Raw genomic sequence first — 22,322 nt, forward strand, 5'->3', positions numbered from 1 at the left:
CGCGCGGGGTCGCGGGGCTGAATGCGGCCGCTGGCGCCGGGGCGACTGCCGCCGGGGCAGGAGGCGCGCCTTACGGCGCGATCCTCGCCAATCGCCAGACCTGGGCGATCGTGGTCGCCAAGGCATTGAGCGACATGACCTGGTGGTTCATCAACTTCTGGCTCGCCGATTACTACCGCAAGCAATTCGGCCTTTCGACGCTGGAACTGGCCGTCCCGCTGGCGATCGCCTTTGCCGGATCGGGGCTCGGCGCGCTGCTCGCCGGGTGGGTTTCGACACGACTGCTCGAGGCGGGCTTCAGCCCCAACCGCGTGAGGAAGGGCGTGATGCTGGTGTGCGCGCTCATCGTCGCGCCGCTACCGCTGGTGCTGGCGCTGGACAGCTTCTGGCCGGTCGCAGTTATGATCGGGGTGGTGATGGCCGGGCATCAGGGCTTCTCGCTTTCGCTGTTCTCGACCATCACCGACGTGGTGCCGGGCGAGAAGGTCGGGCGGGTGACGGCTTTCGGCGCCTTCATGGGCAATATGGGCGGGGTGGCGATCAGCCTCGTGGCGGGCCGCGTTCTCGATGCGGGGCTCGGCTACGGCCCGCTCTTCGCCTTTGCCGCCGCCTCCTATCTGGTGGCGCTGGCGTGGTTCCACCTGCTCCTCCCCGAGATTCGCCGCCCGGTGAGCGAGGCCGAGTTGTTCGACTGACACCCTCGCGCGGTTGCATTGCGGGGGGCGGCGCGGTAGGATGTGACACCGTAAGACAGGGCGCAGGACAGAAGGGCGGGACAGCAGGGCAATGAAGCGCGGGTCCACCCCGGATTTCGAGGCTTACGCGGGCGACCTGTTCGGCGAGATCATGCTCGCCGACAGCACCGCCGCGGTGAAGCCCGAGCGCAAACCGCTCTCGCGCTTCGTCCCCGGCCTTGCGATCAGCGCCATCGCGGGTGCGGCGGCGGCGTGGCTGGCGCAGAATTACGGGGTGCCGATCATCCTTGCGGGCCTCCTCATCGGCCTTGCAGTGAACTTCGCCGCCGCCGATCCGCGCACGCATGATGGGCTCGACGCCGCCAGCCGCCACGGGCTGCGCGCGGGAATCGTGCTCCTCGGCTTCCAGGTGACCGCGATGCAGGTGATGGCGATGGGCATCGTCCCCTTCGCAGGCCTCGCGCTCGTCATGGCCGCGGCCCTCGTCGCCGCCCTCGCCGCCGCGCGCGCGACCGGGCAGAGCCCCGCCATCGGTCTGCTCGGAGGCGGAGCGACCGCGATCTGCGGAGCTTCCGCAGCGCTCGCGCTTTACGGCGTGATCGGGCGCGAGCGGATCGATCAGGCGCTCTTCACCCTCACGCTCGTGATCCTCGCTGCGGCGAGCGCCATCGCGCTCGTCACCTACCCCCCGCTTACCACGATGCTGGGCTTCACCGACGCGCAGGCGGGCTTCCTCGTCGGTGCCTCGATCCATGACGTCGCGCAGGCGATCGGCGCTGGGTTCGCTGTGTCCGACGCAGCCGGTGCACAGGCGACGGTCGTAAAACTCACCCGCGTTGCGCTGCTCGCCCCGCTGGTGACGCTCGCGGCCCTGTGGATCGCGCGGGTCGAGCCGCTCCCCGCTGGCGTCGGCAAAGCGCGGGTGCCGGTGTTACCGGGCTTCATCCTTGCCTTCCTCGCGCTGGTGGGCGTCAACTCGCTCGTCACCCTGCCCGCCCCTCTCGCCGCCCACGCGCTGACTTTGTCGAAGACTTTGCTGCTGCTCGCGGTTACGGCAACGGCGATGCGCACCCGCACCGATCTGCTGCTGGGCCTCGGCTGGCGGGCGGTGATGCCGGTGCTGGCGGCGACCATCGCCAGCCTCGCGGTGGCGCTCGCCTATGCGCAGTGGGTGATCTGATGGAGCAGGTGTTCGACCTTGCGGTGATCGGCGGCGGCGTCAACGGCGCCGGGATCGCGCGCGATGCGGCGGGCCGGGGCGCGAAGGTGCTGCTGCTCGAACGCGGGGATCTGGCGGAGGGCACCTCGTCGAACTCCACCAAGCTGATCCACGGCGGGCTCAGATATCTCGAGCATTACGAATTCGCCCTCGTGCGCGAGGCCCTGTCCGAGCGCGAGGTGCTGTGGGGCATCGCCCCGCACATCATCTGGCCGCTGCGCTTCATCCTCCCCCACCGCCCCGGCCTGCGCCCGCGCTGGCTGCTGCGGCTCGGGCTGTTCCTTTACGACCATATCGGCGGGAGAAAGCGGCTTCCGGCGGCCGAGAGTGTCGACCTGACGCGCCACGAAGCTGGAGCGCCGCTCAAGCCCGAATACACCCGCGCCTTCGCCTATTCGGATGGCTGGGTGGACGATGCGCGGCTGGTCGTCCTCAACGCCCGCGACGCGGCGGATCGCGGCGCGCAGGTGCTCACCCGCTGCGAAGTGACCGCGCTGGCCCGGGAGGGGGACCTCTGGCGGATCGAGGCAGGCGGCGAAACCTTCCACGCCCGCGCCGTGGTCAACGCCGCTGGCCCCCGCGTCCTCGACCTGCTCGGCCGCGCGGGCGAGCCGACGTCGCAGCGGATGCGCCTCGTGCGCGGCTCGCACATTGTCGTGAAGAAGCTCTTCGACCACGACTATGCCTATTTCTTCCAGCTGCCCGACGGGCGGATCTTCTTTGCCATACCCTACGAGCGCGACTTCACCCTGATCGGCACCACCGATGTCGACCACAAGGCGGGGCTCGACGAGGTCAAGGCCAGCCCCGAAGAGATCGCCTATCTGTGCGAAGGCGCCTCCGAATATTTCCGCACCCCCGTCACCCCCGCCGATGTCGTCTGGACCTATTCCGGGGTGCGCCCGCTGGTCGATGACGGCTCGGGCAAGCCCGAGGCTGCAACGCGCGGCTATCGCTTCGAGATCGACGGCGGGGCGGATGGAACCGCGCCGCTGCTTTCGGTGTTCGGCGGCAAGATCACCACCTACCGGCACTTGGCGGCCGAAGCGGTCGAGCAGCTCGCCCCCTTCCTGCCTGTGCTCTCGGCCAAGGACTGGACCGGCGGCGCGTTCCTTCCCGGCGGCGATTTCGGCATGACAGAGGCGGGCGCCAAGATCGCCGAGCTGGGCGAGCGCTACCCCTTCCTCTCCCCGCGCGAGGCCGAACGGCTGATCCGCCTCTACGGCACGCGGGCTTTCGGTTTCCTGGGCGGGGCAAAGACCCGCGCCGATCTTGGCGAGGACTTCGGCCACGGGTTGACCGCTGCCGAAGCCGATTACCTTGCCCAACACGAATGGGCGCGCACTGCCGAGGACATCCTGTGGCGCCGCACCAAGCTGGGCCTGCATTTCACCCCCGAACAGACCGCGCGCCTCGCCGCCTATCTCGCTGAAAGGATCACCCCCCAATGACCCGAATCGTAGCCCTCGGTGGCACGGTCAATCCCGGCTCCTCGACCGAGCAGGCGCTGCGCCTCGCCGGGGCTATCGCGGCGGGCGAAGGGGCCGAGGTGACGGTCTTCGGCGGCGAATATTGCGCGGCGCTCCCCCATTATCGCGGCCCCGGATACACCACTGCAATGGGGGCGGAGCTGGTGGAGGCGGTGCGCGCGGCCGATGGCCTGCTGATCGCTGCCCCCGGCTATCACGGAACGATCTCGGGCGTCGTCAAGAACGCGCTCGATTACCTCGAAGATCTCGCACGTGACGAGCGGCCCTATCTTGATGGTCGTGCGGTGGGCCTGATCGCTACGGCTTTCGGCGATCAGGCGTCGATGAGCACCCTGCTCACCATGCGCGCGATCACCCATGCCCTGCGCGGCTGGCCGACCCCGATGGGCGCGACGATCCGCACCTATCAGGGCATGTTCTCCCCCGACGGCGAATGCCTCGACGAGCGCGCGCGCGGGCAGATCGAGCTGGTCGGCAAGCAGGTGGTGCTGGGCGCGAAGAGCTTTGCGGCCGGAAGGAACCTTGCGCGATGAGCGCCCAAGTCGACAACCGGCTTGATGCGGCGCTCGAGGCGATTGCCGCAGGGCGGATCGTCGTGATCGCGGGCGACCGGCTGCGGGGCGGCGACATCGACCTGATGATTGCCGCCAGCCACGTCACCCCCGAGGCGATCAACTTCATGGCCACACATGGCCGGGGCCTCATCTGCCTCGCGGTGACGCCCGGGCGGGCCGAACAGCTGGGGCTGTCGCTGGTCAACCCCGGCACCGCGCGCCAGACCGGGCGGCCCTTCGCCCGCTCGATCGAGGCAGCGGAAGGCGTCTCGACCGGCATCTCCGCCGCCGACCGCGCGCATACCGTTCGCGTCGCCATCACCGAGGGCGCGACTTCGGCGCACATCCATTCCCCCGGCCACGTCTTCCCGCTGATCGCGCGCCCCGGCGGCGTGCTGGAGCGCGCCTCGGCCTGCGAGGCCTCGATCGATCTGGCGCGTCTGGCGGGTGCAGGCGATGCGGCGGTGATCTGCTCGATCATGCGCGACGATGGCGAAATGGCGCGGATCGACGATATCGGCGATCTGATCGTGGCGCACGGCCTTGAAGTGGCGGACATCGCAGCACTGATCGAACGGCTGGAGGGGGTGAAGGCATGAGCGCCCCGCGCCTCTCCCGCCGCGCGCTGATCGCGGGTGCGGGCACGGTCGCGCTCGCCGCGCCGGTGCTGGCGAAGCTCGGCGGAATGATCGACCTCGGCCTGCCCGGCGGGCCGAGCCTGCGTCCGACCACCCCGGACTTCCCCGGCAAGGGCGAGATGATCGTCCAGCGCATCCGCCCGCCGCTGCTCGAAACCCCGATGGACGCCTTCGCCACGGGCACGATCACCCCCAATGATCGGATGTTCGTGCGCTGGAACTGGCCGATGCCGACCGAGGTCAAGGCCGCCGATCACCGTGTGGCGATTGGCGGGGCGGTAAAGCAGCCCATGTCGCTGAGCCTCGAGGAGATTGCGGGCGCGGGCGAGCCAGTCTCGGTCGTTGCGATAAACCAGTGCGCCGGCAATGGCCGGGGCCTGTCGGAGCCGCGCGTCACCGGCACCCAGTGGGGCAACGGCGCGATGGGCTGCGCCAAGTGGACCGGGGTGCGCTTGCGCGACGTGCTGGCCAAGGCCGGCGGGGTCGCCGAGGGCGCCAAAAGGGTGCGCTACGCGGGTCTCGATGTGACCTTAACCGAGGGCGCGCCGCAGTTCATCAAGTCGCTCCCTATGGACACAGCGATGCGCGACGATGTGCTGGTGGCCTGGGCGATGAACGACGAGCCCCTGCCGATCCTCCACGGCTTCCCCCTGCGGATCGTGGTGCCCGGCTGGTTCTCGACCTACTGGGTCAAGATGCTCTCCACCATCGAGGTGCTGACCGGCGAGGACGAGAGCCACTACGTTGCCGAAACCTACCGCTGGCCGGCCGTCCCGGTGACCCCCGAGAGCAAGGACTTCCCCACCGTCCCCATCACCGCCATGCCGCCGCGCAGCTTCATCACCAGCCACGCCGATGGCGACACGGTGGCACTCGGCAAGCCGCTCACGCTGGAGGGCATCGCCATGGGCGGCGATGCGGCGCTCGAGCGGGTCGATCTTGTCGGCAAGGGCTGGGCGATCCCCTGCGACCTCGGCCCGGATGAACACGGCCCCTATGCCTTCCGCCGATGGTCGGTGAGCCTGCCGCAAGTGGCAGGCGACTTCGAAAACCTTGGCGTCAGGGCGAGGAACGTGAACGGCGCGGTGCAGCCCGAGACGCTGGTCTGGAACCCTTCCGGCTATGCCCGCAATGTCATCGAACGCATCACCCTGAGGGCGCAATGAGAGCCGCCGCCCTCATCCTCGCGCTGGCCCTCACCGCCTGCGACCGCGCACCCGAGGTCGTCTTCAAGGACGCGAGCGTCACCCTGCCCGACGATCCGGTCGACCTGCCCGACGGCCCCGGACGCGATGCGGTGATCGCAAATTGCACCGCATGCCACTCGCCCTCGACCATGCTCCAGCAGCCCAGAGTGCCGCGAAAGAAGTGGGAGTCGATCGTGGGCAAGATGAAGAAGCTCTACAAGGCCCCGATTGACGATGCCGCAGTGCCGGAGATCGTCGACTACATGGTGCACCTGCAGAGCCAGCCCGAGGCCAACCGTTAGAGATTGGGTGCCGGCCGGACGCGCTGGGGGGCTGGGCCGGCCGGCACCCGCGCGCATCACCAGCCGATGCGGATGGATGCGCGCAAGGAGTAGCCGATGTTGCCGAACTGCTCTTCCAGCCCGACCTCGCCGGCGATCTTGTAGCTGCCGTCCCCGCCCAGCGCCCGCGCCCGCGCGAACCAGCCGCTGTCGCGCCCTTCGGGGGTGAGGGTGAACTGCTGGCCGGTGTTGTAGCGCGCAACGGTCGCGCCAAGGTCGCTGGTCAGCAGCTCGCGCCAGCCGCCTTCGCCCTCGATGCGCAGCCAGCCGCGGTCGCGCGACTGCATCCCGAACAGGTCGGCGCCGACGGCAACCGCGCCGTTGATGCCGACTTCCTTGCTCGCCCGGCCCTCGACCGTGAGATTGAGCGCGTTGCCGCCGCCGGTTTCGGTGTAGCCGTCTTCCTTCAGGCGCAGGTAATCAATCACCACCGAGGGGCGGAAGAAGAAGAACTGGCTGCCGCCCTCGATCGATGCGCCGCCGGTCGCGGTGACGAAGTCGCCCTTCCAGTCACGGGAGATGGTGTAATTGGCAGCGTTGGTGCCCGAGCCGGCAAACACCCGGCTGCCCGAGAAGTCGGCCTTGCCCGCACCGACGCGGGCAAAAGCGATCACGGGTCCGAACTTGCCCCGCCAGTGCGCGCCGGCCTCGTAGCTGTCGGACAGCACGGAATTGTCGAAGGGGCCGTTCTTGTGCTTGTTCCACAGCCAGCTGCCGGTCACCCCGAAAGCGCCCACTGACGTAAGGTACTCCGCCCCGCCGCGGAAGCCGAGACCGGAAAGGTCGAAAGCGGCGGACTGGCCGCGGTCCTTCTCGACGTTCCAGTTGGCAAAATCGGCGATGATCCGGAACTTGCCCTCCTGATCGAAGGGAGAGTTGGGATCCATGAAATGCCGGTCAAAGGCGCGCAGGCCCTGGCTGAGGCCCTCGAAGCTGCCGCCCGCGTGGTCGGGGAGGGTCTGGGCGACATAGGCCTGGAAGACGTCGGCCGTATTGATGCCGAGGAACAGGTCGGCGACCTTGGTGTCCTTGGAAAGCGCAGCGAACAGCGGATCGAAGGCGGCCGCTTCGGAGGCATTGAGGCCCAGATCGCTGGTCGCCTTGCGGCTGATCGCGACGTTGATGGTGTTGCCGCTCACCGCCAGCGCCGCCTTGTAGAGGAAGGGCACCAGCGCGGAATCGGCCGTGAGATTGCTCGCCCCGGTCAGGCTTCCGGCCGAGATGACAGTGTAGGTGCCGACCGCCGTGTTGATGTCGGCGAGCCGGACGCGGATCTTGGAGCCGGTGCCGAAGTTCGCCCCGCCGCTGACGGTGATCGCGGTGCTGGTGCCCGCCGCCCCGCCGAGCGTCGCGCCGATCACGCCGTTCGCGCCGACATCGAGGCTGGCGATGCTGGTCGGCCCGTTCAAGACCAGTGTACCGGCGCCGAGGGTAACGGCGACGTTCTGCGAATTGAGAAGCTTGCCCGAGAAGGCCGAGGTGCCCGCGAGGCTGAAAATCCCCTCGCCGCCGCCGAAATCGGCATTGCCGACCATGACCGCGTCGCCGCTCATGACCAGCCGGTTGGTGCCCGCGCCAAAGCTCACATTGCCCGCAAAACCCCCGTCGGCGAGCTCGAGCAGGTCCGAGCCGCTGCCGAAGCGGATGTCGCCGGTGATGGTCGGCGCGGTGACGCCGGCAGCGACGACGGTCTGGCGCACGATGCTGTCACCGTTGCGCGCCGAGAGGTCGATCGCGACATTGCGGGTCGATCCGGCCTCGGCCCCGCTCGCGGCAATCGCACCGCTGTTCTCGATCAGGCCGAGCGTGCCGGAAAGGTCGCGGATCGCAAAGGCGGTGCCGTCCTTGATGGTGGTGGCGGTGATGTTGCGCGAATTGCGCAAGGTCGGCAGGCTGGCGTTCTGCCCGACCAGCACGCCGGTCGCCGTCCCGGTGCCGGTGGTGCCGCTGACGGTGGCGGCGATTGTGCCGGCATTGTTCAAGGCCGGCGTGGTCGTGCCCGCGGCCAGCTCAAGCGCGGTCGCATTGCCGCCGCGCGAGGCACCGCCGATCTGGCCGTTGATCTGGATGCCGTTGGCGATGGTCACCGCCCCGCCGCGCCCGCCGATCCTCATGCCGGTGCCGTTGATGCCCTGATAGACCCCGTCGCCGAGGATCGTCCCGGCCATCACGATGCCGAATTGGTTCGCGGTCCCCTGCGTCGCGCCGATGGCAATGTCCGCCGCGCCGCCGATCTGCACCGCCGGCGCCGCGCCATAGGCGAGGATGCGGGTCGTGCCTTCCTTGGCGTCCTCGATCCCGTCCTTGTCCTCGTCATTGTCGGAGGCGACGGCATCGGGCGGGGCGATCTCGAAGATGATGCCGCGCGCCACGTTGCCCTCGATCACCAGCGCGCTGCCGCCTTGCAGCAGGTCGTCGGCATCGAGCTTGGAGGTGTCGGCGGGCAAGGTGGTGTTGCGGTAGCCGGTCACGGTGATCGCGCTCTGGACGCGCAGCGCGCTGCCATAGTCGCCGCTCAGCACCGCGCCTTGCGCACCGCTGCCGCGCACGGTGATCTCTCCCGCCAGCCGGACATTGCCCGATGCGCCCGCCAGCCCCACGCCCAGCGTGTTGTTGCCGGTGACGGTGGTCTTGCCCTCGATGGTGACCGTGCCGGTGATCGGCGCGTTCACCCGTATACCGGCCGAATTGTTGCCCTCGACCACGATCGTCCCGGTGTGGACGAGATTGCCGGTCAGCGGGCCATCGATGCGGATCGCGGTGCGCCCGGTGCCGAGCGCGAACAGCCCGTCGAGATCGCCGTCATTGTCGGTGTCGGTGGGCGTGTAGGTCTCGTCGATGGTGATCGTGCCCGAATTGGTGATGTTGGCGGTGCGCGCGCCCGTCACCAGAATGCCGGTCGCATTGTCGGCATTGCTGATCGTGATGGTGCCCGCGTTGGTCACAGAATTGTTGCTGTCGACCGTCACCGCCGTGCCGCTGGTGACGGTGACCGAGCCTGCGGTTTCGATGCGCACATCGGCGGGCTGGCCGCCGTTCACCGTTGAGGTGACCACCGGCGTGGTGCGCGCGGTGTTGATTACGGTCTGCGCGGAAAGCTTCGAGGCCAGAAACGGCGTGACGATGGTGGCGAGCGCAGTTCCGGCAAAAAGCAAACGGGGGTTGATCAAGGGGGTCCTCCTGGTCTTTCGAACAGGAGACGGAGCCCGCACGGCAGCACCTTGGCTGCGGGGCAAAAAAATTCAGAAAGCCGCGTCGAAACCGATCCGGATGGTGCGCGGCTGCAGCGGGGTGATCTGCGCGCGACCCGTGGCAAACGGCGTGCCGAGCGCGAAGCGGTTGCCTTCCTCGCCCGCGATATTGGTGACTGTCAGCGTTAGTCCCACGTTCTCGCGCCCCCAGCGGATAATCACCCCGCTGTCGAGATAATCGCCCTGCAAATCACCCAGCTCCGGCCCGATCCCCAGCCGCGATGTGCCGACATAGCTCACCCAGCCATCGGCCGAGAGCGCGGTGCCGTTGGCGAAGTCGCGCCGCCATTGCAGCCCCGCCCGTCCCGAAAAGCGCGCGATGTTGGGAATGCGGGTGAGGCGCGGGGCGGCAAGGAAGCGCGCGCCTGCGTCGGCCCCGGCAGGCGCGACGATATCGAAGCCTGCCAGCGACAGGGAGGTAGGGGCGAAGAACACCGGCTCGTCGACCTTGCTGTCATTGAGAGTCGCTCCGGCCTCGGCGCGAAGGCCGGGGGCAAGCCGCACGCTTCCCGAAACGCTTGCCGCCCACAGATCGCCATTGCCGATATTGGCGGTCGACGGCAGCCCGCCCACGTCAATGAAATCGGCCTGAATGTCGCGCCAGCGGGTGTAGGAGACGCTCGCCGCAATGTCGAAATCCCCGCGCCCGGGCTCGCCCCACCCGCCGCCCAGTTCCACCGTGCGCGCGTGGTCCGAGCGGAACTGGCGCACGAAATCGCCGTCCACGGCAAGGCCCCCGGGGCGGAAGCCCTCCTGATAACGCAGGTAGGCGCGGCCCTTCTCGCCAATGTCGAGCAGCGCCGAGGCCGAGGGCAGGTATGCGGTCTCGCGCCGCTTGGCGGTGATGGCGCGGGCCGATGCGGCGAGGGCAAAGGCGGGCAGGACGTCCTCACCCGCCCCGCCGAGTTCGACATTGGTGACGCGCAGGCCCGCAGCGAGCGTCAGCCGGGGCGCGATGCGGTAGCTCGCCTCGCCATAGCCGGTGATCTCGAACACGGTGTTGCGCACGCCGGTGCTGGTCGGCAGCGCGGCGATCAGCGCGGGCGCGTCGTCCCCAGCCGCGACCCCCGCCACTGCACGCGCGGCCTCGATATCGCCGAGCCTGCGGGTGACGGTGTTGCGGTTGTCGATGATGCTGGTGCCCAGCACCCAGCCGAAGCCCGTCTCGCTCACGGACTGCCACAGCCGCGTCTCGTTGGCGATCATGCGCATCTGGTTGCGCTGACGGAACAGCCGCGCCGGGCCGCCGGGAGCGGTCGCATCGTAGCGTTCGGTCAGGTCCTGCGCGCCGATCCCGGTCGAGGACCTAATGCGCACCGCGCCGATCCGCCCGCTCACCACCAGCTGCGCCTGCCCGTATTGCGCCGCAGAACCCTCGGTCACCGCCGCCGAGCTTTCGAGTTTGCGACCAGCGCGGTCGGCATATTGGCTGTCGTCCGCGCGGGTGTCTTGCCCGAGCAGGATCACGTCCGCCTGCCAATCGGGTGCGAAGTCCACACGCAGCGCCGCGCGGCCCGACAGGATCGCGGTGCGGTTGACGTCGCGCCGACCGATCGCGGGCTTGTCGATATAGCCACCGAGGCTCGCCGCATCGAGGTTGAGCCTGAGCGTCGCGGTCTCGCCCGCGAGCGGGAGGTTCATCGTCGCATGGGCATCGCCGCCGGGCTCCCCCCGCATGGTCGCGCTCGCCCCGCCCGAGACGGCGAGACTGGTCTCGCCGGGTTCGGGGGCGCGAGGGACGAGGCGGATGATCCCGCCCAGCGAGCCTGCACCATAAAGCGTCCCCTGCGGCCCTTCGAGGATCTCGACCCGCTCCATGTCGGACAGGCGAAGGTCGGGATCGGGGGCGTTGTAGGAGAGGCGCAGGTCGCCGAAATACTGGCCGACGGTCGCCTGCGTCGGGCCCGTGAAGCTCGAATCCGCGATGCCGCGGATGAACAGCTTGTTGCGCCCGCTGCCGAGATAGGTCGAGCTGACCGTGGCCGCGCGCTGCATGATCTTCTCGGTGCCCCCAACCCCGCCCGCTTCGAGCCGCGCGCCATCGAGCAGGGTGACCTGCCCCGGCACCTCGGCAAAAGTCAGGTCGCGCTTGGAGGCGGTGACGATGATCGGGGGGCCCTCGCCTGGCGGTTCGGGAGAGGGCACGGGCCGCGCCTCTGCCTTGGGATGTGCCGGACGCGGGCGGGCCAGCAGCGGCGCACTGCGCGGGGCGGCGACCAGCCGCCATGCGCCCGGCCCTACCCGCACGGCCTTCATGCCGCCCGCCCGCGCCAACCGCTTGACCGCGCTGTCGGCGTCCATCCGCCCCCTGATCCCGGCAACAGTCCTGCGCCCCAAGGCCGGATCGGCGATGACGATGCTCGTTCCCGTTGCCCGCGCCAGCGCGATCGCGACCTCGGAGACCGTCCCCGCCGGGATCGCCAACTCGACACTGCGCGCCGCCAGCGGCGATGCCGCGGCGAGGGTTGCAACAGCAACGAGAGGGGCAAGCGGTCTCATCGCGCGCGCTACCTTGCGGCGATGGCCCAGCTATCGCCCGCGCGCGTGACCTGCACTGCCAGCAGCGGCCCGAGGGCCTGCGGATCGGCACGCACCGCATCCACCGCGATGCTGCCCGACAGGCGCGTGGCGGTGTCAGTGCTGGTGAAGCGCGTGCCGGTCGCGCGGGTGAGTTCTGCGGCGATCTCGGCGAGGCTCGCGGCCTCGAAGCTGATCCGCCCGCGGCGCCATTCACCGACGGCCGCGCCATCGACATCAGCAAGGCGGAAGCGCCCGTCGCGCCGCACCGCCCGCTCGCCCGGATCGAGGCGGATCGCCTGCCCTTGCGGGTCGACGATCACCGCGCCCTCGGCCACGGCGACGTCGAGTGTCTCGCCAGCGAGCCGGACGTCGAACACCGTCCCCGCGTCCACCAGCCGCTCCCCGCCCGCGACGAGGACGAAGGGATCGGCGGCGTCGTGGCGGATGGTGAACAGCGCCTGACCCGCCTCGAGCCGCGCCGCGCGCGGTCCTTCGAGCGCAAGCGCGCTGCCACCGGCGAGTTCCACCGTGCTGCCATCGCCCAGCGCGATCAGCCGCGTCTCGCCCGGCGCGGTGCGGTAGAGCTTCTCGCTTCCCGGCGCCATCCAGAGCACCGAAGTCAGCGCCGCCACCAGCGAGGCCGCGATCGCGCCGCCAAGCCACGCGCGCCGCCCGGCGAACCATCCGGGCGGGTTGTCGTTGGCGGCGACCGGTTCGGGCTCGGACGCAGGAGCGGGCTCGGGCAGCGCCGCCAGCACCGCATCCGCCTCTTCCAGCGCATATTGCACGGCGTCATAGGTCGCCGCGTGCGCAGGGTCCGCCTCAAGCCAGGCGGCAAAGCCGTCCCAGTCCGCAAAATCGGGCGCGCGGGTCGCCATCGCCCAGGCGAGAGCAGCATCGCGGATCGTCGGGTCGGTGGTCATCGGACAGGTTCTCCTGCCTGCAAGACGGAGCCGGACGCCATTTGCCTCATTCCTCCCCCTCCCGAACCGCGAGGATCGCTGCATAGGCGCGGCGCAGATCGCTTTCGACCGTGCTGAGGCTGACGCCGAATTCGGCGGCGACCTCGCGCTGGGTGAAGCCGTCGATGCGGTGGCGACGCAGAATCGCCGCGGCGCGCGGGCCCAGCCCGGCAAGCACCCGTTCGATCCGCGCCACCTCCTGCCGCGCGGCGATTTCGCGCTCGGGACCAGGGACCGGCGCGATGCCTACGGCCACGCCGGGCTGCGCCTCGGCCCAGGCCTTTTCGCGCAAAGCCGCCTGACGCTCCGAGCGGTACCGGTCGATCATCAGTCGGTCGGCGGCGCGCATCATGTAGCCGAGCCCGGATGCTGCCGCCGGATCGGGCGCAGCCGCAAGGCGCAGCCACAACTCCTGCAACAGATCCTCCGCCGCCTCACCGCCGCCGCGTGCGCGCAGGAAGCGCAGCAGCCGCTCGCGGTGCGCGAGATAGGCCTCTTCGAGAGGAGCGGTGGCGGACATGGGCGGATCGTTCGGTGTTTCGGGGCAGGCGGGGGCAAGTGCTTGTCGGCCCCTAGCATGAACGCGGCCCGAACGGGAATGCTCTGGCGCTTGCCCGCCGCAGGCCGCCTAAAGCGCGAAGTATGCGCGAAAGGCGCTCGGCGACATGCCGCGCGCGCGGGTGAAGGCGGCGCTGAAATTGGCATGGCGCGGAAAGCCGCAGGCCAAGGCAATGTCCTGTACCGACATCTCGGGCGACATAAGAAGGCGCTGGGCGCGCAGCAGCCGCCGCTCGCTGACAAAGCGGTAGGGGCTGAAGCCCGTCGCCTGCCGGAACACCCGCGCGAAGTGGAACACCGAAAGCCCGGCGACATGCGCCAGCAGGTCGAGCGCCAGCGGCTGTTCCAGATTCGCTTCGATGAAATCGACCACCCGCCGCAATCGCACGGGCGGCAGGCTGATCCGGTCGCTTTCGGCGATGAAGCCGTTGGGATCGATGCCTGACAGGATCAGCGCCATCGAGCGCATCGCCTGTTCGGCGACGAGGTCGGTGGCAAGGCCGGGGCGGAACATCTCGAGCTCGATCAGACTGATGAGGCCGATCAGCGCGGGGTTGTCGGTGAACAGCAGCGGTGCCGAGGCGTGGCCAGCGCGGTCCTCGATCAGACTGGCCAGAAAGCCCTTGGGGAAGACCAGATTGACGCTCTTGGCCGAGGTGCCGAATTCGATCTGCGAATCCGCCCCGCTCGGCACAAAGCTGGCGCGCAGCTCGCGGTTGGGGGCAACAGTGTAGCGGTGGCCGGCCATGCAACCATAGGCCGGGCGGCCCGATCCGCGGGTAAGCAACAGCAGCTCGTTATCGTCCGCCGGCCGGTCGGCGCTGGTGACGCGCGAAGGGCCGTAGTCGACGATGCGGTAGAGCATCACGTCGCGCGGGGCAGCGGCGAGCGACAGGGATGCGGGCGCGTGCCGGTAGGCGACGACATCGATCGCCTGGTAGCCCGTATGCGTGTGCTGCACCTGACCGGCTGCGGTCATCGCCCCCTCCCGCTGTTCGTCCCGCCTGACCTTTCCCGCCGCGCAATCTGCCCGAAGCCGCGGCGCGGGGTTTTCGAATTCTTGCGTTTTCGTAGCATTCGCTACATCGCTCGGCAACGCTCAGAAGGCGACCCGCGCCCGCAACCTGATGTCGCGCCCGGCGTTGGGGGCAAAGTCCTTCAGGAAGCTGGCGTGGCGGCGCACGGTGTCGTCAAAAATGTTGTTGGCGGCGATCCCGATGGTGAGGTCGGGGCGATCGGCGAAAGGCCGCCAGTCGAGGCTCGCATTGGCCAGCACAAAGCCCTCGGTTGGGGTCTCGAAGTCGCCCGTCCGCTCCATCCGGTCGGCCCATTCGACCTCGATCCGTGCATCGAAGGCCAAGGCCCGCGCGCTCACGCCGCCCAGCACCCGCAACGGCGGGATGCGCGGCACCGGGGTGCCGTCCGCCAGCGTGGCGCGGGTGTAATCCATCAGCGCGTCGACCCCGATGGTGACGCTTCCGAGAACGACCAGGTCGGCTTTGCCCTGCACCTCGAAGCCGTAATACTCCGCCTCGCTGGCAAGGAAGCGGAATACCGGCAGGCCGTCCTGCACAGCGCCGGTGTCGGCGGTGTAGATGTAGTCGGGAAAGCGGTTGTAATAGGCCGACGCCTCAAGGCTCCACTTCGCGCTGAAGCCGCGCAGCACGCCTTCGAAGCCCCACGCTGTTTCCTGCGGCAAATCGGGATTGCCGAGCAGCACCCCCTGCGTGCCCGGATCGGTTCCCTGAGTGTAGAGCTCCTCGACGACAGGCGCGCGGCGCGAAAAGAAGCCACTGCCCGCGATCACCAATCCCGGTGCAGCAGTGTAACTTGCCCCGAGCGAGCCCGAGAGTCCCGAAAAGTCGCGATCTTCAGCGACGTTGTTGAGCACGAGGTCACGGCGCGCCGCAATCGCGGTCGTTTCCCAGCGCAGCGCGGCCTCGATCCGCACCGGGGCGAGGTTGAATTCATGGCTTGAAAACACGGCGAACTGGCTGGTCTGCGTGGGCGGCAGCAGCGGCGCTTCGGCGAGCACGCTGAAGTCTCGACTGACGAACTGCACCCCCGCGGTCGCCCGCCAGATGCCGCGCTGGGCACCGACCACTTCTGCGCGCCCCTCGAAAGCCTGATTGAGGAAGGTCGCAGAAAGCTCGCCCGTGTCGAGCACCTCGTCGTGGGAATAGTCCGCCCAGCCGAAGCGGAAACGCAGCGCCTCGACCCAGTCTCCGTTGAGCCCGATCTCGGAAGCAAAGTCTACCCGGGTCTGCTGCAGATCGATCAGGGTGTTGGGCACGGGAGCGGCCGGATCGAAGGAGAAGCGGGTGGGCAGGCCGTAGCGGCTTTCCGATTGGGTGACCGCGAGGCCGAAATGGGCATCGTCAAGCACGAAGGACGCCCCACCCGCGATGTCCCAGGTCTGCGCCGCGCTGTTCGGTAACCGCCCCGCAAGGCTTGCAAGCGCCCGGATGTCGGCGTCGGACGAGGCCTGCGCGAGGCGGCGTTGGTCGGGCGAAAGCACGAAGCCGCCGACATCGAGGCCGCCGGTGTCGAGCCAATGCCCATCGAGGTGCCAGGCGAGCTTGCCGCCGCCGCCGTCAAGCGCGGCGCCCAGCACAACCTCGTCAGAGGCCGACCCGTAGCTGGCTGATGCGCGGCCGGTGATCGCGGCCGAGGGAAGCCGGTCGGGCACCCGCGCAACCTTGGTGTTGACCACGCCCCCCACAAGGCCTGAGCCGTATAGCAGCGCCGAAGGCCCGCGCAGCACCTCGATCCGCTCGGCGACCAGGGGGTTGATCGCGACCGCGTGATCGGGGCTGGTGTTGGAAACATCGAGGCTCTGGATGCCGTCCACCAGCAGCCGCGTGCGCTCGCCCTGCAGCCCGCGCAGCACCGGGCGCGAGACGCCGGGACCGAAGGCGGTGGAGGAGACCCCGGGCAGGCTCGCCAGCGTCTCCCCCAATGTGGCCCGCGAGGCGCGGGCCAGATCGTCACCCGAAAGCACCGCACCCGAGACCGGCGCGGTGACGCGCGCGCGGCGGCGGGTGCCGGTGACGATGATCTCGGTGATCATCTCCGCGCCCGGGGCACCGGCGTCCATCGCATCCTCTCCGTCGAGCATGGACATGAGTTCCATCGCATCGTCAGGGGGTGCCTCGCCGTCATCCATCATGACCGGCGGGTCTGCCTCCTCTGCCTGCGCAAGGTTCTGCGCCGAGGCCGACGAAGCGAGCGCCACGCCCCCCCATCCGAGGGCGAGAGCATAGGTGACGTGGTTCGGGCGCATGGCAGGTTCCAGATTGCTAGGCCCGAGCTTGCCGTGCTCAGAGGCGATCGCGAGAAAAAGGATCGCGCCGGGAAGGGGTGTGCTTTCCTTCCCGGCGCGAAGTTGGGGTCATGCTGGAGGGGGCGTCACTGGGACCTTTGCATGACCCGTGGGGACTGGAGAGACCCTCCCCCCTCAGTTGATGCGGTAGACCACCGGACAGTTGACGATGAAGCCGACCGCACGGAACTCGCCGCCGTCGAGGCTCTTGATGTAGCCGCGGTGCGCCATCTCGGCCATCTGCAGCGCGCTGGTGATGCGATAGCGATAGCCCTTCTGGATCGCCTCGTCGGTCCATACCGCCGGGAACAGACGCCACATCGGCGAATAGTCGAGGTTGATGGTCGGGATGCCGCCTAGCACGTTGAGCGGACCGCCTTCGCCCGACAGCGCGCTGACGAGGCCCTGGCGGTGCGGATTGTCCTTGCCGGTTGGGCCGTTGACCACCACCACGATGCGCTCCGCGCTCTCGCCGGGCGAGGCGTCCTCGAGCGCGAAGGGCATGTCCTTCATCGCAGGGGTGAAGGTCGCGTTCTCGAGGCTGGCGACGAGCGGATCGTTGGCTTCGGTCGAAAGGTACATGATCGGCTTGTCGAAGGTGAAGCCCAAGGTCATCTTGATCGTCACCGTCCCGTCGCGCGGGCAGATCGCGGCGACCTTGTCGTGGACCTTGGTGTAATCGACCTTGCCCGCGCACATCGCGTTCAATTCCGCCTCGCTCGCCTGGCTGACGACGGGGGCGTTGTAGATGATCGACTTGGCCGAGTTCTCGACATAGACCAGCGGGGTGTAGTCGGCATCGCCGACCGAGCCGGGTTGGAAGGCCTTGGGCGGGAAAGGCGCATTGGCCGGCCCCGGTGTAACGCTGAGCGCGGGCTTGAAGTCGACGCTTCCGGCCGCGAAGGTGAAGGTGCCGTTGTTCTCGATCCGGGCGCGGCGGGTTGCCTTGCCGGTCAGCGCGAAGGCGAGCTTGGGCGAATAGGCGAGGCCCTGGAGGTCCGAGATGTTCTCGTCGGTGGAATCGGTGATGATGAACCACACCGGCGTACCGTTGGGCAGCTGACCCCTGCGCAGCGGCAGGGTGGCGGTGCCCTTCTCAAGATCGATATGCGCCGACTTCATCGCAACACCGGACCCAAAAAGGACGGATTGACCTCTGAAGGCGAAGGCTGGGCAACGATCGTCTTGAGGTCGTTGGCGATCGAGGCCGGTGCCTCGCGGACTTCGTCCAGCGGCTTGCCTTCCTTGCCGCGCACGACGACGTCGGCATGTCCGATCGACGGCAGACCCAGGGCCAGCACGGCCCCCGCCGCCATCATCGCGTTTCTGAACTTGCGCATCACTTGCTCCTTGTGTCCGGCAGGAACTGGCGCCTGCCGATCGCCGCAAGAGCATTGATGCGCTTTGCCTCCCGCAGCTTCTTTCGCGATGGCCCGCGTTTTTCGGTTTCTCGCTGTCATCGAAGATTGACAGGAGGGTATGTCGCAATCACGGACGGCCGGGCGCAAGATTTCGAAAGCCGCCCCAACCGGGACGGGATTAAGCCGAGTGCGAAAGGTAGCCCGCGACTATGCCCTGGCTGAGGTGGATCGAGTGGTTTTCCGGGCGCCCCAGCGGACTGCTCGCGCCGAACATGGCGATCACGCTCGTCACCTTGCGGATCGCGCCGGCGGCGGGCACGGACGAGGTTACTTTCTACCGCAGCGCCGAGTATGACGCCCTGCTCGACTGGGCGAGAATGGGCCGCTTCGTCCTTGCCCTGGCAAGTACGGACCGGGACGAGCTGACATTGCTGTGCATCCAGTCGCCCGACGAAATGCGTGCCGCCATCTCGGAACTTCCTCTGGTGGCAGCGGGGCTGGCGACTGTCGACATCCGGCCGGCCATGTCTTTGAGAATGGACGATTACGACGCCGGTATTCTCCAGTAAGTCTCGGAATTTCCAACAAGTGGCTAATCCATCTAACCGCGCGAGGGGAGTTTCGATATCTTGCGCTTTTCTCACTTCGGCTGCCCCGTTACCTGTCAATGTGTCACATCCAGACGTATGATTGCACTGTCTCAGGGATCGGACACTTTGCATCGATAGCGTTTGGAGCACGATCATGGCGGCGGGCGGAGAACCGAGTTTTCACATCGGGACAGGCAACGAACCCGGCTTTCTCCGCCACATTCACTGGTCGGACCAGCCCGATCTCACCATCTTCGACACGGGCTCGCTGCCCGTGTTCGCGATGCGCCACCACCGCACTCTGGCGCGCGGCACGGTCGAGATCGTGGCCGATGCGCCGGAGGCCGAGGATTGGGACGCGCTGCTTGTCAATCGCAACGGATCGGGCACCTTCGGGATAGACTTCTGCGGGACGCACAAGTCCCTGCCGCTGCACCGTGATCTGTGCGTCTTCCTGCCGGCGGGCGCCGACAGCCGCTTCCAGTTCGACGGCCAGGCCGGCTCCTTCGCGCTCTATTTCCGTCCCGGAGTGATTGCCTCGCTGCTGGAAAGCGAGGGCAAGGGCGCGGATGCCCTCGCCCCGATCGTCGGACGGCACCTGCCACGGGTCGCGCATCTCCTTGGCCTCATCGAAAGCGAGCTGCGCCGCCCAAGCCTCGGCTCAAGGCTGATGATCGACGGGCTGCTGCGCGCCATCGCCGGTCTGCTGGTCAGCAATGACGCCCTGCCCGCAGCCGAGCCGACCGAGCGGATCTATCTCTCCCCGCCCAAGCTCAAGCGGGTAATCGAATTCATCGAGGCGAACCTGCAGGAGAGCATTGGGCTCGACGATCTGGCACAAGCGGCGGGGCTTTCGGCTAACCACTTCCTGCGCGTTTTCAAACTGGCGACGGGCGAGACGCCCTACCATTTCCTGCGCGCGCGGCGGCTCGAACGGGCCCGGCAGCTGCTGGCCGACAACGCCATGCCGCTGGCCGAGCTGGCGCTAGAATGCGGCTTTGCCAACCAGGCGCATTTCACCGCCGCCTTCAGCCGCGAAGTGGGCATCTCGCCCGGCCGTTACCGCCGCGCCGTGCGCGCCTAGGCACACGAATTCCCTCTTTCTATCAGAGATTTACTGTCAGTGCTGTGTCTTCAATGACACAGCGCTGACAGCACGTTTGCACGGATTGCAAGACGGCGCGCATTCTCGAAAAAGCGCTCGCCTTCTGAAAAGAAGGCCCGCCTTGCCGAGCGCATGGATAGCTCCCCTCACCAAAGCAAGGAGCCATGTTCAATGTCGCGCATCATCCCCCGTATCAACCTCTTGCTCGCCGTCGGGTCGGCCTGCGGGATGGCCTCCGCCCCGGCGCTTGCCGCAGAAAACGAGTCTGTCGAAGCCGCGCCCACCCCGCGCGCGCCGATCATGCTGACCACCACCAGTGCCGCGGCTGCGGCCGATGCTGCCACGATGGACGCCGCAGCAGCAGCGGCGGCGGCACAGGACGACGAGGACCTGGGCGGCTGGACCCCGCTCGGCTCCGAACCCTTCGGCAAGGAGCTCTTCGGCAAGTGGGTGCCCGTCCCCAATGGCGACAGCGGGGCACCGCGCCAAGGCTGGCTCGGCACCGCGGACGGCTTCTTCACCCGCGAAGCCCACCTCGCCTACACCTATGTCGATGGCGACGGCACCGACTTCCATCAGGGTCTTGCGCGGCTGCACTACCCCTTTACCCGCCGCCTGTGGGCCGGGCTTGAGGTGCCGTTCTATCAGGATCTCGGCGGTTCGTCGGACTTTGGTGACATCACGCTCAACACCCAGCTGATGCTGGTCGAAAAGCGCAATGTCTCCCTTAACGCCGGGATCGGCTGGCGTCTGCCCACCGGATCGTCGAGCTTCGGCAACGAAATCTTCGCCGCGCAACCGCAGCTGAACCTGTTCACCGATGTGGGCGGCGGGTTCTCGTTCCGCGGTCGGGTCGCCTATGAGTTCCCCGACAGCGGCGTGCCCGAAAGCTTCATCCTCAACGCCGCGATCGGCCAGACCGTGACCGACCACGACAAGGCCCCGATCGGCGATCTCACCTGGTATGTGGCAAGCACCTGGCGCGAGTTCAGCAACGGTCCGACGTTCGTCTCGGTGACGCCGGGTGTGCGCACCCATCTGGGCGGGAACCTGTTCCTGCTGGCAGGGATCGAGATACCGCTGGCCAACTCCTCCAGCTTCTTCAACGAAGGCTTCACCGTTCAGCTGGTGCAGGGCTTCTAGGCCTGCCTCACCCGATTTCCCTCAGCGCATGATCTTGCGATAGGCGCTGGGGGAAATCCCCGTCAGCTGGCGGAAGCGGCTGGCAAATTGCGGATGCGAGGCGAAGCCCGCCGCATCGCCGACCGCGTTGACAGGCAGGCGCGCCTCGTCAAGCAGCCGGCACGCCAGCGCGATCCGCGCGCGCAGGATATAGGCATAGGGCGGAAGGCCCGTCGCCGCGCGGAAACCCCGGGCGAAGTGGAAGCGGCTGTATCCGGCCAGCCCCGCCAGGTCATCGAGCGCGATCGGCTCGCGCAGATTGGCGCCGATGTAATCGCGGACCCGCACCACGCTGGCGGGCGAGATGATGATCTTGTTGTCCTTCGCCGAGCTGGCGGACTGGCGTTCGAACAAGCGGTGCAGCGCTGCTTCGAGCTGGCATTCCTGCTCCATCAGCGCCAGATCGTCGCTTTCCGAGGCGCGCACCAGCGCTGTCAGCAGGCGGCTCAGGAGCGGGTCGAACTCGCCGAAAGTCTCGTGGAGCTGGACCTTGCCGGGATCGCATTCGAACTGCTCAGCAATAGTCTGCGCGTAGAAGCCGGGTTCGAGATAGATGTGCCCGAAAGCGATCGGCCCTTCGGTCAGCCAGCTGTAGGAACTGCCCGCCTCTATGGCCGAGAGCGCCCTGTCCTGGGTCTCGCGCACCAGCGTTTCGGTGCGACGGCGACGGGTGATGCGCTTGGGCCCGCCCATATGGACGACGAGGTAGTGGTGATCGAGCGGCGGCTGCACCATGCGTCGCGCGCTCTTCTCCCAGCGCTGGACGATCGCGCCGCGGATCTGCCGGGGCGCGCTCGAAATGCTGCGCGAAGGCGTCGCCCAGTCGCGCCAGGCGAGCGGGTGCAAGATGCCCGGTTGGGCAAGAGGGGGATCGACGTGGACCATGCCGCCCGAGGTTAGACAGGATGGCGGGCCGCTTGTCCATCGGCGGTTGTGCTTTGCAGCAATCGCGGTTTGTCTGAAATCCGCGCGACCGCGCAGTTTTCCCCCATTGAGATGCAGAACCTGCTATGCTCGGCGCGACGCCCCCGGGCGGGCAAAGGCAGGAGCTGCACGGCATGGTCAAGGCGAAATGGAACGGCGCGGTCATCGCCGAGAGTGACGAGACCGTGGTGGTCGAAGGCAACCACTATTTCCCGCGCGGACACGTCAATACCGCCTACCTTGCGCCCAGCAGCACGCAAACGCGCTGCCCGTGGAAGGGCACGGCTTCCTACCATTCGCTGGTGGTGGATGGCAAAACCAACCCCGATGCGGCCTGGTACTACCCCGAACCGCTCCCCGCCGCAGCCGAGATCAGGGACCGGATCGCCTTCTGGAAGGGTGTCGAGGTCGGTTAGCACCCCG

The 22,322-nt window shown here is 68.1% G+C and carries 20 protein-coding genes; 11 read left to right on the forward strand and 9 right to left on the reverse strand.

All coding sequences use genetic code 11. The features are described from left to right. From AX708_RS12285 to AX708_RS12315, 7 genes are all read left to right on the forward strand, one after another. Positions 1–695: MFS transporter (locus AX708_RS12285; RefSeq protein WP_156454572.1), on the forward strand; the 695-nt coding region annotated here is incomplete at its 5' end. A 91-nt stretch (positions 696–786) separates the two neighbouring features. Next, a complete protein-coding gene (locus AX708_RS12290) occupies positions 787–1,875 on the forward strand; it encodes a YeiH family protein (RefSeq protein ID WP_066531123.1) in 1,089 nt (362 codons plus the stop codon). Further along, entirely contained in the window at positions 1,875–3,365 is a 1,491-nt protein-coding gene (locus tag AX708_RS12295; RefSeq protein WP_082745642.1) for a glycerol-3-phosphate dehydrogenase, read from the forward strand. Before AX708_RS12290 ends, AX708_RS12295 begins: the two co-directional genes overlap by 1 nt. Beyond that, complete coding sequence (locus AX708_RS12300) at positions 3,362–3,937, forward strand: NADPH-dependent FMN reductase (RefSeq protein WP_066531124.1); 576 nt, start codon at positions 3,362–3,364, stop codon at positions 3,935–3,937. Before AX708_RS12295 ends, AX708_RS12300 begins: the two co-directional genes overlap by 4 nt. Continuing rightward, complete coding sequence (locus tag AX708_RS12305) at positions 3,934–4,557, forward strand: 3,4-dihydroxy-2-butanone-4-phosphate synthase (RefSeq protein ID WP_066531126.1); 624 nt, start codon at positions 3,934–3,936, stop codon at positions 4,555–4,557. Before AX708_RS12300 ends, AX708_RS12305 begins: the two co-directional genes overlap by 4 nt. Then, entirely contained in the window at positions 4,554–5,762 is a 1,209-nt protein-coding gene (locus AX708_RS12310; protein WP_066531129.1) for a molybdopterin-dependent oxidoreductase, read from the forward strand. Before AX708_RS12305 ends, AX708_RS12310 begins: the two co-directional genes overlap by 4 nt. Beyond that, positions 5,759–6,085 carry a hypothetical protein gene (locus AX708_RS12315; RefSeq protein ID WP_066531130.1) on the forward strand — a complete coding sequence of 109 codons (327 nt, stop codon included), beginning with the start codon at positions 5,759–5,761 and terminating at the stop codon, positions 6,083–6,085. Before AX708_RS12310 ends, AX708_RS12315 begins: the two co-directional genes overlap by 4 nt. Before the next feature lie 56 nt (positions 6,086–6,141). Here AX708_RS12315 and AX708_RS12320 read toward each other — a convergent pair whose 3' ends face one another. The 8 genes from AX708_RS12320 to AX708_RS12355 all read right to left on the reverse strand — a co-directional run bounded on the left by AX708_RS12320 (position 6,142) and on the right by AX708_RS12355 (position 18,077). Further along, a complete protein-coding gene (locus AX708_RS12320) occupies positions 6,142–9,294 on the reverse strand; it encodes an autotransporter outer membrane beta-barrel domain-containing protein (RefSeq protein ID WP_197426173.1) in 3,153 nt (1,050 codons plus the stop codon). Positions 9,295–9,366: 72 nt separating this feature from the next. Beyond that, on the reverse strand, positions 9,367–11,874 hold the full coding sequence (locus AX708_RS12325; RefSeq protein ID WP_066531135.1) for a TonB-dependent receptor: 2,508 nt from the start codon (positions 11,872–11,874) through the stop codon (positions 9,367–9,369). Between the two features lie 8 nt (positions 11,875–11,882). Further along, the gene (locus AX708_RS12330; protein ID WP_066531137.1) at positions 11,883–12,818 is read right to left on the reverse strand and encodes a FecR domain-containing protein; all 936 of its coding nucleotides are present in this window, start codon (positions 12,816–12,818) and stop codon (positions 11,883–11,885) included. Positions 12,819–12,864: 46 nt separating this feature from the next. Continuing rightward, a complete protein-coding gene (locus AX708_RS12335) occupies positions 12,865–13,377 on the reverse strand; it encodes an RNA polymerase sigma factor (protein WP_066531138.1) in 513 nt (170 codons plus the stop codon). 108 nt (positions 13,378–13,485) lie between these two features. Further along, positions 13,486–14,394, reverse strand: a complete 909-nt coding sequence (locus AX708_RS12340; protein ID WP_066531140.1) for a helix-turn-helix domain-containing protein — start codon at positions 14,392–14,394, stop codon at positions 13,486–13,488. Positions 14,395–14,514: 120 nt separating this feature from the next. Then, positions 14,515–16,698, reverse strand: a complete 2,184-nt coding sequence (locus AX708_RS12345) for a TonB-dependent receptor (protein ID WP_066531142.1) — start codon at positions 16,696–16,698, stop codon at positions 14,515–14,517. 174 nt (positions 16,699–16,872) lie between these two features. After that, positions 16,873–17,859 (reverse strand): hypothetical protein, encoded by a 987-nt coding sequence (locus AX708_RS12350; protein ID WP_066531143.1) that lies wholly within the window; start codon positions 17,857–17,859, stop codon positions 16,873–16,875. Further along, positions 17,856–18,077, reverse strand: a complete 222-nt coding sequence (locus AX708_RS12355) for a hypothetical protein (protein WP_066531147.1) — start codon at positions 18,075–18,077, stop codon at positions 17,856–17,858. The genes AX708_RS12350 and AX708_RS12355 overlap by 4 nt, the downstream gene beginning before the upstream one ends. Positions 18,078–18,307: 230 nt before the next feature. Between AX708_RS12355 and AX708_RS12360 the strand changes: the two genes are divergently transcribed. The 3 genes from AX708_RS12360 to AX708_RS12370 all read left to right on the forward strand — a co-directional run bounded on the left by AX708_RS12360 (position 18,308) and on the right by AX708_RS12370 (position 20,936). Further along, positions 18,308–18,667 carry a hypothetical protein gene (locus AX708_RS12360; RefSeq protein WP_067490172.1) on the forward strand — a complete coding sequence of 120 codons (360 nt, stop codon included), beginning with the start codon at positions 18,308–18,310 and terminating at the stop codon, positions 18,665–18,667. A 175-nt stretch (positions 18,668–18,842) separates the two neighbouring features. After that, entirely contained in the window at positions 18,843–19,772 is a 930-nt protein-coding gene (locus AX708_RS12365; protein WP_066531152.1) for an AraC family transcriptional regulator, read from the forward strand. A 192-nt stretch (positions 19,773–19,964) separates the two neighbouring features. Beyond that, complete coding sequence (locus tag AX708_RS12370; protein WP_066531154.1) at positions 19,965–20,936, forward strand: hypothetical protein; 972 nt, start codon at positions 19,965–19,967, stop codon at positions 20,934–20,936. A 21-nt stretch (positions 20,937–20,957) separates the two neighbouring features. Here AX708_RS12370 and AX708_RS12375 read toward each other — a convergent pair whose 3' ends face one another. Further along, entirely contained in the window at positions 20,958–21,821 is an 864-nt protein-coding gene (locus tag AX708_RS12375) for an AraC family transcriptional regulator (RefSeq protein WP_066531156.1), read from the reverse strand. Between the two features lie 212 nt (positions 21,822–22,033). On the opposite strand from AX708_RS12375, the gene AX708_RS12380 reads away from it, so the two are divergent. Next, complete coding sequence (locus AX708_RS12380) at positions 22,034–22,315, forward strand: DUF427 domain-containing protein (RefSeq protein WP_066531323.1); 282 nt, start codon at positions 22,034–22,036, stop codon at positions 22,313–22,315. The last annotated feature ends 7 nt before the right edge of the window (positions 22,316–22,322 follow it).

The sequence above is a fragment of the Erythrobacter sp. CCH5-A1 genome (genome assembly GCF_001557115.1).
Taxonomy (GTDB): domain Bacteria; phylum Pseudomonadota; class Alphaproteobacteria; order Sphingomonadales; family Sphingomonadaceae; genus Erythrobacter.

What these genes read in the sequence shown, in the direction of transcription:
- AX708_RS12290 (WP_066531123.1), top strand. Translation starts at nt 787, where the DNA reads ATGAAGCGCGGGTCCACCCCGGATTTCGAGGCTTACGCGGGCGACCTG.
- AX708_RS12380 (WP_066531323.1), top strand. Translation starts at nt 22,034, where the DNA reads ATGGTCAAGGCGAAATGGAACGGCGCGGTCATCGCCGAGAGTGACGAG.
- AX708_RS12300 (WP_066531124.1), top strand. Translation starts at nt 3,362, where the DNA reads ATGACCCGAATCGTAGCCCTCGGTGGCACGGTCAATCCCGGCTCCTCG.
- AX708_RS12355 (WP_066531147.1), bottom strand. Translation starts at nt 18,077, where the DNA reads ATGCGCAAGTTCAGAAACGCGATGATGGCGGCGGGGGCCGTGCTGGCC.
- AX708_RS12340 (WP_066531140.1), bottom strand. Translation starts at nt 14,394, where the DNA reads ATGACCGCAGCCGGTCAGGTGCAGCACACGCATACGGGCTACCAGGCG.
- AX708_RS12295 (WP_082745642.1), top strand. Translation starts at nt 1,875, where the DNA reads ATGGAGCAGGTGTTCGACCTTGCGGTGATCGGCGGCGGCGTCAACGGC.
- AX708_RS12310 (WP_066531129.1), top strand. Translation starts at nt 4,554, where the DNA reads ATGAGCGCCCCGCGCCTCTCCCGCCGCGCGCTGATCGCGGGTGCGGGC.
- AX708_RS12365 (WP_066531152.1), top strand. Translation starts at nt 18,843, where the DNA reads ATGGCGGCGGGCGGAGAACCGAGTTTTCACATCGGGACAGGCAACGAA.
- AX708_RS12325 (WP_066531135.1), bottom strand. Translation starts at nt 11,874, where the DNA reads ATGAGACCGCTTGCCCCTCTCGTTGCTGTTGCAACCCTCGCCGCGGCA.
- AX708_RS12345 (WP_066531142.1), bottom strand. Translation starts at nt 16,698, where the DNA reads ATGCGCCCGAACCACGTCACCTATGCTCTCGCCCTCGGATGGGGGGGC.
- AX708_RS12335 (WP_066531138.1), bottom strand. Translation starts at nt 13,377, where the DNA reads ATGTCCGCCACCGCTCCTCTCGAAGAGGCCTATCTCGCGCACCGCGAG.
- AX708_RS12305 (WP_066531126.1), top strand. Translation starts at nt 3,934, where the DNA reads ATGAGCGCCCAAGTCGACAACCGGCTTGATGCGGCGCTCGAGGCGATT.
- AX708_RS12360 (WP_067490172.1), top strand. Translation starts at nt 18,308, where the DNA reads ATGCCCTGGCTGAGGTGGATCGAGTGGTTTTCCGGGCGCCCCAGCGGA.
- AX708_RS12370 (WP_066531154.1), top strand. Translation starts at nt 19,965, where the DNA reads ATGTCGCGCATCATCCCCCGTATCAACCTCTTGCTCGCCGTCGGGTCG.
- AX708_RS12350 (WP_066531143.1), bottom strand. Translation starts at nt 17,859, where the DNA reads ATGAAGTCGGCGCATATCGATCTTGAGAAGGGCACCGCCACCCTGCCG.
- AX708_RS12315 (WP_066531130.1), top strand. Translation starts at nt 5,759, where the DNA reads ATGAGAGCCGCCGCCCTCATCCTCGCGCTGGCCCTCACCGCCTGCGAC.
- AX708_RS12330 (WP_066531137.1), bottom strand. Translation starts at nt 12,818, where the DNA reads ATGACCACCGACCCGACGATCCGCGATGCTGCTCTCGCCTGGGCGATG.